Raw genomic sequence first — 13,371 nt, 5'->3', positions numbered from 1 at the left:
GAGAACCACATGATCCGCAACACCACCCGCAACGTCGCACTGGCCCTGATGAGTGCGGCCGTCCTGTCGGCCTGCGCCACCGGCGGCTCCTATGTGCAGAGCGACCAGTACGGCAACCCGACCGAACAGCAGAACCGTACCGGCCGCAACGCGCTGATCGGTACCGCCATCGGTGTGGCTGCCGGCCTGCTGACCGGTGACAGCGCCACCGAGCGGCGCCAGCACGCGCTGATCGGAGCTGGTATCGGCGCACTCAGCGGTGCCGCCGTCGGCCAGTACCAGGATCGCCAGGAACGCGCGCTGCGCGAGCGCACCGCCAACACCGGCATCGATGTGCAGCGCCAGGGCGACAACATCATGCTGAACCTGCCGGACGGCATCACCTTCGACTTCGGCAAGGCCACCCTGAAGCCGCAGTTCTACGGCTCGCTCAACGGTGTGGCCGGTACGCTGCGCGAGTACAACCAGACCATGATCGAAGTGGTGGGCCACACCGACAGCATCGGCAGCGACGCGGTCAACAACCGCCTGTCGAAGGAACGCGCCGATTCGGTGGCGCAGTACCTGATCGGCCAAGGCGTGCAGAGCGTGCGCATCGAAACGCTGGGGGCCGGCAAGTCGTATCCGATTGCCGACAACAGCACCGATGCCGGCCGTGCCAAGAACCGTCGCGTTGAAATCCGCGTGATTCCGCTCAAGCAATAACGCGTAGCGTTGTTGCTGTTCCGGCCTGGCCGGAACGAAAATGCCGCCCTTGCAGGCGGCATTTTCTGTAGGTGCCGAGCTTGCTCGGCACGCCGATAGCGCTTCCGGTTGCGGCTTCTCCGAACGGCGCCGACCAAGGTCGGCATCTACCGAGAGCCACGCAGCCGGAACGAAAATGCCGCCCTTGCAGGCGGCATTTTGTGGGTGCCGAGCTTGCTCGGCACGCCGACAGCGTTCCCGTTCGCGGCTTCTCCGAACGGCGCCGACCTTGGTCGGCGCCGTTCCAACCGCAGTCGAGCATGGCTCGACTCTACAGAAGCCGGTTACACCGCCGAGGCGGCGACCTTCTCCAGGATGCGCTTGCCGCTGCTCTCCAACGCCGCGTCTTCCTGGGCCTTCTGCTGCTGTGCCAGCTTCGCACCCGGGCACTGCGCCAGCATGTAGTTGGCGTCGAAGTTGAGCTTTTCCACCAGGAAATCGACGAACGCCCGCACCTTCGGCGAGACCAGGCGGCCACCGGCGAACACGGCGTTGAAGTCCACTTCCGGGCCGGTCCAGCCGGCCAGCACACGCCGTACCATGCCGGACTCGACGAACGGCTTGGCCATCACATCACCGGTCAGCAGCAGGCCTTCGCCACAGACCAGTGCACCGTTCAGCGCAGACATGTCGTTGGCGGTCATCAGCGGGGTGACCGGGAAGTCACGCAGCTCGCCGCCGTTCTCGCCCAGCTGCCAGGTGAAGCGCGGTGAATTGCCAGTGTGATACGGCTTGCGCATCGCCAGGATGCGATGGAACTGCAGTTCTTCCGGATGCAGCGGCTCACCATAGCGCTCGATGTAGGCCGGGCTGGCGAACACCTGCGTGCGCAGGCTGCCCAGCTTGCGCGCGACCAGGTTGGAATCGGGCAGGGCGCCCACACGCAGCGCCAGATCCGCTTCGCCGGCAATCAGGTCCAGCTTCTCGTTGCCCATGTGCATGTCCAGGCGGATTTCCGGATACTGCGCATGGAACTGGCCCAGCAGCGGGGCGATCCAGGTGATGCCGATCGAATAGGGCACGGTGAAGCGCAGCCAGCCGCGCGGGCCGGACTGCAACTGGCTCACCGCGCTTTCGGCTTCTTCCAGCTCGCGCGCGATGCGCTGGCAATGCTCGTGGTAGATCGAGCCGGCTTCGGTCAGGCCGAGGCGGCGGGTGGTCCGGTGCAGCAGCCGCGCGCCCAGGCGCGTTTCCAGCTCCTGCACTTTGCGGCTGACCGTGGTCTTGGGCAGGCCGAGCGATTTGGCAGCGGCAATGAAACTGCCTTGCTCGACCACCTTGACGAAGATCAGCGTCTCGTTGAGATCGTGGGACATGGTCGGGGATCCTGGACGTCGGGGATGGGACAATCGTGACAGAACGATTGGACCGGGAGCGGGATGATTATTCCCCTTAATCAGGACTAATCAAGTAAAGGTTTGAGGTCTATCGTGGCGCCATTCGTGAAATGGAGCCCCCTCGCCATGAGCCTGCGCAACATTCTTGCCCGCTTCCGGCATGTCGGCCAGAACACCCTGGACCTGGCGATGACCGTCGAAGCCCGTCCGAGTTCCTTGGTACACAAGGACTTTCGTGAGTTTACCGCGCCCATGCGTCAGCAGCGTGGCGGTGCCATCCGCCTGGCCCCGCACAAGGGTGACCGGCTGCGCCGGATCGGGACTATCCCGGATTTGGGAGGAAATGTCCCGTGAATGGGATACTGACGCCCGAAGTCCTGGTCCTCGGCGGCACCGGTGCCGTCGGCCAGGGCGTGGTCGGCGCATTGCTGGAAGCCGGCAGCCCGGTGCTGGTGGTTGGCCGCGATCCGGGTCGGCTGGCGGCGCTGCATGAGCAGTTCGCCGACGAGCCCGGCCTGGAGACGCTGCTGGGCTCGCTCAGCGATGACGGCTCGGCACGTGTCTTGGCCGAACGCATCGCGCAGCGCCCGCGTCCGCTGGCGGCGGTCATCGCCGCAATGGGTGGCCCCTACCGTCGCGGCCGGGTGACCGACCGCAATGGCGATGAGCTGTTGGGGGCGATGCAGGCCGACCTGATGCCGCACGTGCACGCGGTGCGTCACCTGCTGCCACTGCTGCAGGACAACGTGCATGCACGCCGCTACGTGATGATCGGCAGCCCCGCCAACGCCAAGCCCTGGGCGGGCTACGGCGAGACCTCGATCACCACCGCCGCGCTGCGCATGTACGCGCAGGTGGTGCACCAGGAAGCGCAGGCACTGGGTGTGCGCGCGCAGATGCTGGAAGTCTGCAGTCCGGTGTGCACCCCGGCCAACGCGGCCAATGCGTGCATCGAGTGGCCAAGCTCGTTGCTGGTCGGTCGTCGTGTGGTCTCCCTGCTGGACGGCTGCCGCGACAACCGCGCCATCGTCCGCTGCGACAGCAGTGATGCCGAACTGCCGCGCGGCCTGCTGCACCTGGATGTCCCTCCACTGTGGCGCGATACCGCGGGCATCGCTTGACCTCGACCATGGTTGAGGTCGCAGTATGCGCCGCCGATTTTTGCAACACGTTCTCATATAGCTGTACCACCCCTCCGTACGGATGCATGCCATGACTTCCCCCAATACCACCCCACATCGTTTCGGCCATCGCATCGCGATGGTCGGCGTGTCGATCCTCGCCGCGGCCGTGCTTGCGGCCTGCAGCGGCGGCCATGCCGAAGAGGCCGGTGCTCCGCCGCCGCCGCAGGTCAGCGCCGCGCCGGTGCTGGTCAAGCAGGTCAGCCAGTGGGACGAGTTCAGCGGCCGCGTCGAAGCGGTGCAGAGCGTTGAACTGCGCCCGCGCGTGTCCGGCTACATCGACAAGGTCAACTACGTCGAAGGCCAGGAAGTGAAGAAGGGCGAAGTGCTCTTCACCATCGACGCGCGCAGCTACCAGGCCGAGTACGATCGCGCGGCCGCCGAGCTGGCCCGCGCCCGCACCCAGGCCACGCTGGCCCGCAGCGAGTCCGAGCGTGCCAAGCGGCTGTCCGAGCAGCAGGCGATCTCCACCGAGACCGCCGAGCAGCGTCGTGCCGCGGCCGACCAGTCCGGAGCCGCCGTGCAGGCCGCGCAGGCGGCGCTGGATGCCGCCCGCCTCAACCTGGAGTTCACCAAGGTGCGTGCACCGATCGACGGCCGCGCCGGCCGCGCGATGGTCACCGCCGGCAACCTGGTCACCGCCGGCGACAGTGCCAGCGTGCTGACCACGCTGGTCTCGCTGGATACCGTGTTCGTCTACTTCGATGCCGACGAAAGCACCTTCCTGCGCTATGCACAGATGGCACGCAAGGGCGAGCGCCCCAGCGAGCGTGACAGCGCGCTGCCGGTGAAGGTCGGCCTGTCCGGCGAAGAGGGCTACCCGCATGCGGGCAAGGTCGACTTCCTCGACAACCAGGTGGCCCGCAGCACCGGCACCATCCGCGTCCGTGCGCTGCTGGACAACGCCGACCGCCAGTTCACGCCGGGCCTGTTCGCCCGCGTGCAGCTGCTTGGCAGCGGCCAGTTCCAGGCCATGCTGATCGATGACAAGGCCGTGCTGACCGACCAGGACCGCAAGTACGTCTACGTGGTAGACAAGGATGGCAAGGCCCAGCGCCGCGACATCCAGCTCGGCCGCACCGCCGACGGCCTGCGCATTGTCGAGCACGGCCTTGCCGCCGGCGACAAGGTGATCATCGACGGCGTGCAGAAGGTCTTCATGCCGGGCATGCCGGTGCAGGCCAAGGCCGTGGCGATGCAGCCGCAGGCTGCGCCGGCACCGGGCCGCGATGCCACCGCCGCCCTGAACCACTGATCCGCCGGCTCCTGATCCGCGTCCCCGCTTAGCTGCCGGCGCCAGCGGCAGCCTTCCCTGCCTTCGTCATCCCGGCGAGGGGCAGGGTGGCTGTTGCCCGCCGGACGCCTTTCCCAGGAATTCCTCCATGGACTTTTCCCGTTTCTTCATCGACAGGCCGATCTTCGCGGCGGTGCTGTCGATCGTGATCTTCGCCGCAGGCCTGATCACGATTCCAATCCTGCCGATCAGCGAGTACCCCGAAGTGGTGCCGCCGTCGGTGGTCGTGCGCACGGTGTATCCGGGCGCCAACCCCAAGGTCATTGCCGAGACCGTCGCCACGCCGCTTGAAGAAGCGATCAACGGCGTCGAAGGCATGATGTACCTGAAGTCGGTCGCCGGCTCGGACGGCGTGCTGCAGATGACCGTCACCTTCCGCCCCGGTACCGATCCGGACGCGGCGGCGGTGAAGGTGCAGAACCGCGTGGCGCAGGCGCAGGCGCGCCTGCCCGAGGACGTGCGCCGGCAGGGCGTGACTACGCAGAAGCAGTCGCCAACCTTCCTGATGGTGGTGCACCTGACCTCGCCGCAAGGCAAGTACGACACCCTGTACCTGCGCAACTACGCCCGCCTGCACGTCAAGGATGCGCTGGCGCGTATTCCGGGCGTGGGTGACGCGCAGATCTTCGGCGGCGGCGACTACGCCATGCGTGCCTGGCTGGATCCGGACAAGGTGGCTTCGCGCGGCCTGACCGCCAGCGACGTGGTGCGTGCCATGCGCGAGCAGAACGTGCAGGTCTCGGCCGGCCAGCTCGGTGCCGAACCGTTGCCGAACAGCCAGTTCCTGACCCTGATCAACGCCCAGGGCCGCCTGAAGACCGAAAAGGAATTCGGCGACATCGTGCTCAAGAGCGGCACCGATGGCGAGATCGTGCGCCTGGCCGACGTGGCCCGCCTTGAACTGGGTGCCGGTGACTACACCCTGCGCTCGCAGCTGGATGGCAAGAACGCGGTCGGTATCGGTATCTTCCAGTCGCCCGGTGCGAATGCGCTGGAGATTCGTGACCAGGTCATCTCGACGATGGACGAGATGCAGAAGACCATGCCGGCCGACGTGAAGTACGAAGCGGTGTATGACACCACCATCTTCGTGCGCGACTCGATCAAGGCCGTGGTCTCCACGCTGCTGGAAGCCATCGCCCTGGTGGTGCTGGTGGTGATCCTGTTCCTGCAGACCTGGCGTGCCTCGATCATCCCGTTGATCGCGGTGCCGGTGTCGGTGGTGGGTACCTTCGCCGCGCTGTACCTGCTGGGCTTCTCGATCAACACGCTGAGCCTGTTCGGCCTGGTGCTGGCGATCGGCATCGTGGTCGACGACGCGATCGTGGTGGTGGAGAACGTCGAGCGCAACATCGAGGAAGGCCTGTCACCCACCGCTGCGGCCCACCAGGCCATGCGTGAAGTGTCCGGCCCGATCGTGGCGATCGCGCTGGTGCTGTGTGCCGTGTTTGTGCCGATGGCCTTCCTGTCCGGCGTCACCGGCCAGTTCTACAAGCAGTTCGCAGTCACCATCGCCATCTCCACGGTGATCTCGGCGATCAACTCGCTGACCCTGTCGCCGGCCCTGGCCGCGCGTCTGCTGAAAGCCCATGGTGCTCCGAAGGATGCGCCGAGCCGCCTGATCGACCGCCTGTTCGGCTGGGTGTTCCGTCCGTTCAACCGCTTCTTCAAGTCCAGCTCGGAGAAGTACGAGCGTGGCGTGGCCCGCATCCTCGGCCGTCGTGGCGCGGTGTTCGTGGTCTACGCGATCCTGCTGGTCGGTACCGGCGTGATCTTCAAGCTGGTGCCGCCGGGCTTCATCCCGACCCAGGACAAGCTGTACCTGATCGCCGGTGTAAAGCTGCCGGAAGGTTCGTCGATCGCGCGCACCGATGAAATGCTGCGCAAGGTCGCCAAGATCGCCCAGGAAACCGATGGCGTGGCCCACACCATCTCGTTCCCGGGTCTGAACGCGCTGCAGTTCACCAACACGCCGAACACCGGTGTGGCGTTCATCCCGCTCAAGCCGTTTGCCGAGCGCCATGGCCGCACCGCCGCACAGATCAATGCCGAGATCAACCAGAAGATCGCCGGCCTGCAGGAAGGCTTCGCGTTCGCGATGATGCCGCCGCCGATCCTCGGCCTGGGCAACGGCAACGGCTACCAGATGTTCATCGAGGACCGTGGCAACCTGGGTTACGGCGCGCTGCAGAATGCGGTGCAGGCAATGCAGGGCACCGTTGCGCAGACGCCGGGCATGGCCTTCCCGATCAGCAGCTACCAGGCCAACGTGCCGCAGCTGGATGCCGAAGTGGACCGCGTCAAGGCCAAGGCGCAGGGCGTGCAGCTCACCGAGCTGTTCGACACCCTGCAGACCTACCTGGGTTCGGCCTACGTCAACGACTTCAACCAGTTCGGCCGTACCTGGCAGGTGATCGCCCAGGCCGACGGTCCGTTCCGCGAGACGGTCGAGGACATCGGCAAGCTGCGTACCCGCAACGACCGCGGCGAGATGGTGCCGATCGGTTCGATGGTCACCATCAAGCAGACCTTCGGCCCGGACCCGGTGCTGCGCTTCAATGGCTATCCGGCAGCAGACCTGGCCGGTGAGGCCGACCCGCGCCTGCTGTCCTCGGCCGAGGCGATGAACAAGCTGACCGAGATCGCCGGCAAGGTGCTGCCGGTGGGCATGACCACCGAATGGACCGACCTGAGCTACCAGCAGGCGACCCAGGGCAAGGCGGCCTTCATCGTGTTCCCGGTGGCGATCATGCTGGCCTTCCTGGTGCTGGCCGCGCTGTACGAGAGCTGGTCGCTGCCGCTGGCGGTGATCCTGATCGTGCCGATGACCCTGCTGTCCGCGCTGTTCGGCGTGTGGCTGACCGGTGGCGACAACAACGTGTTCGTGCAGGTCGGCCTGGTGGTGCTGATGGGCCTGGCGTGCAAGAACGCGATCCTGATCGTCGAATTCGCCAGAGAGCTGGAGATGGGCGGCAAGGGCATCGTTGAAGCCGCGCTGGAAGCCTGCCGCCTGCGTCTGCGCCCGATCGTGATGACCTCCATCGCCTTCATCGCCGGTACCGTGCCGCTGGTGCTGTCGCACGGCGCGGGTGCCGAGGTGCGCTCGGTGACCGGTATCACCGTGTTCGCCGGCATGCTGGGCGTGACCCTGTTCGGCCTGTTCCTCACCCCGGTGTTCTACGTGGCCCTGCGCAAGTTCGTCACCCGCAACGGCGGTGGCCAGCTGGTGCAGCACGGCGAGCCGACCATCCACCACTGACATGGAACCCCGTCGCCGCCGGTCACTGGCCGGCGGCGGCTTTCCACCCACAAGGCATGCATCCATGAATACCCATCAGAACAAGATCGCGCTGGTCACCGGCGCCACCCGTGGCATCGGCCTGGAAACCGTGCGCCAGCTGGCCCAGGCAGGTGTGCATACGCTGCTGGCCGGTCGCAAGCGCGATACGGCGGTGGAGCTGGCACTGAAGCTGCAGGCTGAAGGCCTGCCGGTCGAAGCCCTGCAACTGGACGTGACCGACGCGGCCAGCATCGCCGAAGCGGTCGAGCAGGTGCGCCAGCGTCACGGCCGCCTCGACATCCTGGTCAACAATGCCGGCATCATGATCGAGAACCCGGCGCAGGCGCCGTCGGAGCAGTCGCTCGACACCTGGAAGCGCACCTTCGACACCAACGTGTATGCGCTGGTCGCAGTAACCCAGGCATTCCTGCCGCTGGTCAAGCAGGCCAAGTCCGGGCGCATCGTCAACGTGTCGAGCATGCTCGGCTCGCAGACCCTGCACGCGGATCCCTCATCGGGCATCTACCACTTCAAGATTCCCGCCTACAACGCGTCCAAGGCCGCGGTGAACAGTTGGACCCTGAGCCTGGCCTACGAGCTGCGCAACACCCCGATCAAGGTCAATACCGTGCATCCGGGTTACGTGAAGACCGACATGAACGGCGGCAACGGCGAAATCGAAATCGCCGAAGGCGCGCGCTCCAGCGTGCAGATGGCGCTGATCGGCGAATCCGGTGCCAGCGGCAGCTTCACCTACCTGGGCGAGGTGCTGCCATGGTGATCCGCACGTTGGCGATGGCCGTCTCCAGCCTGGTGCTGGCAGGCTGTGTCAGCGTCGGCCCGAACTACAAGGCCCCGGTGCAGGAACCGGTGGTCCTGCAGAGCGCACAGCAGCCGGTCTTCAGCAGCGTTTCGCCGGTGGCCAGCTGGTGGGCGCAGTTCGATGATCCGGTGCTGGAACAGCTGGTGCATGGCGCCCTGTCGGACAACCTGGACCTCCGCGTGGCCGTGGCCCGCGTCAGCCAGGCCCGCGCAGTGTTCGTCGAAAGCCGTTTCGACCAGGCGCCGCACATCACCGCTGGCGGCAGCTACGACCGCCGCAAGCAACCCGATCCGCAGCTGGGTGGGCAGCGGGTGTTCAGTGAAAGCTACCAGCTCGGCTTCGACGCCGGCTGGGAGCTGGATCTGTTCGGCCGCAAGCGCCGTGCCGCTGAGGCCGCACGCGCCGACCTCGGTGCCGAGCAGGCCAACCTGGCCGATGCGCAGGTACTGGTCGCCGCCGAAGTGGCACGCAATTACTTCGAGCTGCGCGGAACGCAGAAGCGCATCGCGGTGGCCCAGCACACGCTGGAAAACCTGCGCGATACGCAGAAGCTGACCGAGGCGCGCTGGGAACTGGGCGCGGGAAGCGAGCTGGATGTGCAGAGCAGCCGCGCCCGCCTGAAGGCGATCGAGGCCGACATCCCGTTGCTGGAAGTGGCCGAGGCGCAGTCGCGCAACCGGCTGGCCGTGCTGCTCGGCCAGCGCCCGGAAGTGCTGACCGACATGCTCGCGCCGCACGACGTGCCGGCCTTCGCCAAGGCGCTGCCGCTGGGCGATACCCGCGAACTGCTGCGCCAGCGCGCCGACGTGCGCGCGGCCGAGCGTCGCCTGGCGGCTGCGACCGCACGCGTGGGCGTGGCCACCGCGGACCTGTTCCCGCGGTTGTCGCTGTCCGGCTTCGTCGGGTTCCTCGGCGGCGATGCCAGTGGCCTGGTCAATGGCAACAACAAGGCCTGGTCGCTGACCCCGTCGCTGAGCTGGGCAGCATTCGACTTCGGTACCGTGCGTGCACGCCTGCGTGCCAGCAAGGCTGAAGCCGAAGGCGTGGCCGCGCAGTACGAGCAGGCCGTGCTGCTGGCGCTGGAAGATACCGAGAACGCGCTGACCCGCTATTCCAAGCAGCAGGCACGGCTGGCGATCGTGGTCGAGCAGGCACAGGCCGCACGGCGTGCCGAATCACTGGCACAGATCCGCTATCGCGAAGGCTCGGAAGACTTCCTGACCCTGCTGGATGCGCAGCGCACGCAGTTGGCGGCCGATGACGCCCTGGCGGCGGCCGAGTCCGAAGTCAATGTCAGCGTGGTGGGCGTGTACAAGGCGCTGGGCGGCTGGGGGCAATCACCGCAGCAACCGAGCGTGGCGCAGGTGCAGTAACCGCAGGGGACGGAGGCAGTGGCTTCCGTCCCCTCCTGCTTTCAGGGCCACTGATTGGCCGGCACCTCGCGCTCGCGCATGCGCACGATGCAGAAGCGATGGCCGGTCGGTGCTTCCATCACCCACCAGCGTTTGACGAAGCCTATCCGGCGCGCGCCGAGCTTCTCCAGGCGATCGGCCTCGGCATCGATGTCGTCGCTCTCGATGTCCAGGTGCACCCGTGACGGGTGATCGACCCGCTGGACTTCCACGTTCAAGCCCGCCGGTGCACCCAGCAGGTCGGCATACTCGGCGCCCCCTTCGACACGCGCCGCCTGTGCCTGCAGGCCGAGCGCGGCGGCCCAGAAGCCGGCACCTGCGTCGGCGGGAAGGTCCTGGCAGTCGATGATGAATCCAGCCAGCCGGCTCTGGTGGGCCATGTCCTGCTCCGCAGTTCGGGGGAGGAGGCAGGGTAACGCGATGCGTTCCGCGTACATCTTCACCTTCGTGACGTTTCTGACTCTGCCGGAATGCCGGCCCGACGTGTAACAAGTGGGTCAGGCACTCGGGAGGACAGGCGATGGCGGATGGAAGGCGGGATACCCAACGGATGTTGTTCGGCGATCCGGGTCCACCCGGTGCGGGTCTGTCAGTGGCGGTCGTGGTGCTGCTGGTGCTGGCGACGATGGCGGCGGCGGTCGGTTTCCTGCGCCTGCAGGATTCGATGTTGGGGCTGGGCCTGATTGGCGTGGCCGTGTTCCTGGCGATCGGGGCCCGCATCTGCCAGGCGCGCGACCAGCATCAGGCGCTGTATCGCCTGCTGTCGCGGCAGCCACCGCCGTAGCGGCGGCTGCCGTGGCTGCTCAGTGCCTGGGCCAGTCCAGTTCGACCACCAGCGGGAAATGATCCGATGGCAGCACGCCACCGATGCGGCGGTCATCGGTCAGGAAGCTGCGCGCATGGAAGCCGCGCACCAGGACCCAGTCCAGCTGCACGGTGGCCTTGCCGGTGAAATCGTGGAAGGTCAGCCGCGGGCCCTGCGGAGCCTTCACCTGGGTACGGGTGTCCTGCAGCACGCGGGTGAATGCCTTGTAGGTGCCGCCGCCGGGTTCGCTGTTGAAGTCGCCGGTCAGCACGACGGGCAGATCGGCCGGCAGGTTGGCCACGCGCTTGCCGATCAGTTCGGCACCCTTGACCCGCCGCGGCTCGTCTTCGTCGCGGTAGGGCAGGTGGGTGTTCATGAAGTAGAAGCGGCGGCCGTCGTCGATGCGGCGGAACAGCGCCCAGGTGACCATGCGTGGATACAGGTTGCCCCAGGTGATGCTGCCGGGCACATCGGGCGTATCGGACAACCAGAAGTTGCCTGATTCCTCGATCGCCAGCACCTTGCTGTCGTAGAACACGCCCATGTGCTCGTCGCCGCTGCCGCCGCGGCGGCCCTCGCCGAACCAACGGTAGCCGGGGAGGTGTCCTGCCAGGTACTCGGCCTGCTCCTGCACCAGTTCCTGGGTGCCGATCACCGCCGGGTGCGCATCGAGGATGACCTTCACCATCGCGTCGCGACGGTCGGGCCAGCGCTTGCCCGGCTCGGTATCGGCCGGGGTGCGCACATTGAACGACATCACCTTCAACGGCGCGGGGGCTGCGGCCCAGGCGCTGGTCGCAGGCAGGGCAAGCGCCAGCAGCGCAGACAGTACAGGGCGACGGAAACGCGACAACATCGTGGAATCCCTCCATTCCATGAAAACGGTTTCATGGAGCATCGCACGGATTGCCTGTTCATGGCTGTGCGCGCGCTGGCGGTATCCGCCGGTCGCCGCGGCGTATTCAGCAGGGCCTTGACAGCGCATTGACCCGCCCGCGCGGGCCTGCGTGCTAGAACGGCGCTGCCGGCCACTGAACCCGGCACCGCAGCAACCATCAACGGAACCACAAGGAGCTGTGCCATGACACGATTGATTCGCGCCCTGCAGGTGTCGCTGAACCTGCGTTCGGACAATTCCACGCAGTGCATCCGTTCCAAGTATCGCTACTGGAATATCTTCTGACCGGAAGGACTCCACGTATTCGATGACATCGCCAGGGAGGGTCGATGATCTTCCCTGGCATTGGAGGCAGGGCATGGATGAGCGTGCAGCGGATGCGGAAGTGGTTTCCATCGACGACCTGCTCGAACGCGTGCGTCGCGAAGGGCCGGTACTGCGCTTCAACAATGATGTTGTCGGCATCTTTGATCCGGCCCTGGCGGTCAGGATCGACAAGGCCAACACCGACCGGCACACCGTACCGGATTCACTGATTGATTTTCTCGGGCTGCGCAGTGGCAGGGACCCTGTTGCGTGGCGCGAGGTGCGGGCGTTGCTGAGCGAGCAGGCCGGGCGGCTGGCCAGTCCCGGCCACATGCGCGACCTCTACACGCGCATGCACGGCTTCCTTGCTCAGCGCGCGGACAGGCCGCATGACCTCAGCGAACTGAGCTGGTGGACGATCTCGCAGTCGCTGTTGCCGATGCTGATCGACGGCCTCAGTCGATCCGACGTCGATGCGCTCATCGGTGAGCAGAAGACCCGATACAACGCCATCGTGCTGCAGAACTTCTCGTTCTGGCGGCGGATCATCGACTTCCATCTTTCCCGCCGCGCGGCGCGCACGGTGTCGCGGCACATCCGGCGTCGTGCGCGCCAGACCGTGCCACGCGAGGACTTCCTGCAATCCCTGCTGCCGCTGGTGCAGCGGGTCGGGGTGGACCGCGTGGCCTATCTGGTGTCGATGGTGCTGGCCGGCATGTCGGGCCTGCCGGGCATCACGGCGGCCAGCCTGCTGTACGCGATGCATCGATTTCCGCACTGGCAGGCGCGCATCCGCGAGGAAACCTCGGCGCTGAGCCTGGAGCAGTTGTATGCGCTGCCGATCAAGTCGCTGCCGTGCACGTCGCGTTTCGTCAAGGAAACCCTGCGGCTGTGGCCGGGACTGTTCGCCCTGCATCGTCCGGCCTCGCACGATATCGACATCGAGGGCGTGTGCATCCGCAAGGGCGGGGCATACGAGTTGTCGTCCTACTTCCAGCATCATTCGCCGGAGTACTGGCAGAACCCGGACAGCTTCGATCCTGATCGCTGGTTGCCGGAGCGACGCCAGGCCAACAAGGGGGCCTACGTGCCCTTCGGATTTTCCTCGCGGGCCTGCATCGGCAGTGCGGTCGGCCACGCGCAGCTGCTGCTGTTCTGCGCATTGGTGACCCGCGATTTCGAGTTGACGGTACAGGATGAGCCCACGCCGTGGATGCAGCTGGAAGGCTTTGCCATTCCGGTCGATTTCATCGGTACGCTGACGCCGCGGCACGCCTGACAGCATCTGTAC

Annotated in this window: 12 protein-coding genes; 9 read left to right on the top strand and 3 right to left on the bottom strand. The window is 66.4% G+C overall.

Annotated elements, in window-relative coordinates:
- The first annotated feature begins 9 nt into the window (after nt 1-9).
- Complete coding sequence (locus AC5P6H_RS08715; protein ID WP_014646784.1) at nt 10-705, top strand: YiaD family glycine zipper/OmpA-like lipoprotein; 696 nt, start codon at nt 10-12, stop codon at nt 703-705.
- A gap of 323 nt (nt 706-1,028) precedes the next feature.
- Here the strand turns inward: AC5P6H_RS08715 and AC5P6H_RS08710 are convergent, their stop codons facing one another.
- Nucleotides 1,029-2,060 (bottom strand): LysR family transcriptional regulator, encoded by a 1,032-nt coding sequence (locus AC5P6H_RS08710; RefSeq protein WP_032959145.1) that lies wholly within the window; start codon nt 2,058-2,060, stop codon nt 1,029-1,031.
- A gap of 147 nt (nt 2,061-2,207) precedes the next feature.
- Between AC5P6H_RS08710 and AC5P6H_RS08705 the strand changes: the two genes are divergently transcribed.
- The 6 genes from AC5P6H_RS08705 (at nt 2,208) to AC5P6H_RS08680 (ending at nt 10,032) form a co-directional block, all read left to right on the top strand.
- Nucleotides 2,208-2,435, top strand: coding sequence for a hypothetical protein (locus tag AC5P6H_RS08705; RefSeq protein WP_041863314.1), 228 nt, complete (start codon nt 2,208-2,210; stop codon nt 2,433-2,435).
- Nucleotides 2,432-3,202, top strand: coding sequence for an SDR family NAD(P)-dependent oxidoreductase (locus tag AC5P6H_RS08700; protein WP_495202531.1), 771 nt, complete (start codon nt 2,432-2,434; stop codon nt 3,200-3,202). Before AC5P6H_RS08705 ends, AC5P6H_RS08700 begins: the two co-directional genes overlap by 4 nt.
- Before the next feature lie 91 nt (nt 3,203-3,293).
- Nucleotides 3,294-4,517, top strand: a complete 1,224-nt coding sequence (locus AC5P6H_RS08695) for an efflux RND transporter periplasmic adaptor subunit (protein WP_014646787.1) — start codon at nt 3,294-3,296, stop codon at nt 4,515-4,517.
- Between the two features lie 127 nt (nt 4,518-4,644).
- The gene (locus tag AC5P6H_RS08690; RefSeq protein ID WP_053495139.1) at nt 4,645-7,815 is read left to right on the top strand and encodes an efflux RND transporter permease subunit; all 3,171 of its coding nucleotides are present in this window, start codon (nt 4,645-4,647) and stop codon (nt 7,813-7,815) included.
- Between the two features lie 64 nt (nt 7,816-7,879).
- Entirely contained in the window at nt 7,880-8,617 is a 738-nt protein-coding gene (locus AC5P6H_RS08685; protein WP_049439198.1) for an SDR family oxidoreductase, read from the top strand.
- Entirely contained in the window at nt 8,611-10,032 is a 1,422-nt protein-coding gene (locus AC5P6H_RS08680; protein ID WP_049404691.1) for an efflux transporter outer membrane subunit, read from the top strand. Before AC5P6H_RS08685 ends, AC5P6H_RS08680 begins: the two co-directional genes overlap by 7 nt.
- A 41-nt stretch (nt 10,033-10,073) precedes the next feature.
- Here the strand turns inward: AC5P6H_RS08680 and AC5P6H_RS08675 are convergent, their stop codons facing one another.
- Nucleotides 10,074-10,451: a VOC family protein gene (locus tag AC5P6H_RS08675; RefSeq protein WP_014646791.1), complete on the bottom strand. Its 378-nt coding sequence runs from the start codon at nt 10,449-10,451 to the stop codon at nt 10,074-10,076.
- Nucleotides 10,452-10,591: 140 nt separating this feature from the next.
- Here AC5P6H_RS08675 and AC5P6H_RS08670 point away from each other — a divergent pair, with 140 nt between their 5' ends.
- Nucleotides 10,592-10,855 carry a hypothetical protein gene (locus AC5P6H_RS08670; protein ID WP_032959134.1) on the top strand — a complete coding sequence of 88 codons (264 nt, stop codon included), beginning with the start codon at nt 10,592-10,594 and terminating at the stop codon, nt 10,853-10,855.
- Nucleotides 10,856-10,874: 19 nt separating this feature from the next.
- Here AC5P6H_RS08670 and AC5P6H_RS08665 read toward each other — a convergent pair whose 3' ends face one another.
- Nucleotides 10,875-11,732 (bottom strand): endonuclease/exonuclease/phosphatase family protein, encoded by an 858-nt coding sequence (locus AC5P6H_RS08665; RefSeq protein WP_262224636.1) that lies wholly within the window; start codon nt 11,730-11,732, stop codon nt 10,875-10,877.
- 400 nt (nt 11,733-12,132) lie between these two features.
- Between AC5P6H_RS08665 and AC5P6H_RS08660 the strand changes: the two genes are divergently transcribed.
- A complete protein-coding gene (locus AC5P6H_RS08660) occupies nt 12,133-13,359 on the top strand; it encodes a cytochrome P450 (RefSeq protein ID WP_049439203.1) in 1,227 nt (408 codons plus the stop codon).
- Nucleotides 13,360-13,371: the final 12 nt, after the last annotated feature.

The organism is Stenotrophomonas sp. YJH_SMC_110, assembly GCF_059369255.1.
The sequence above is the reverse complement of the archived record's forward strand: the minus strand, read 5'-3'. Positions and strand labels throughout refer to the sequence as shown.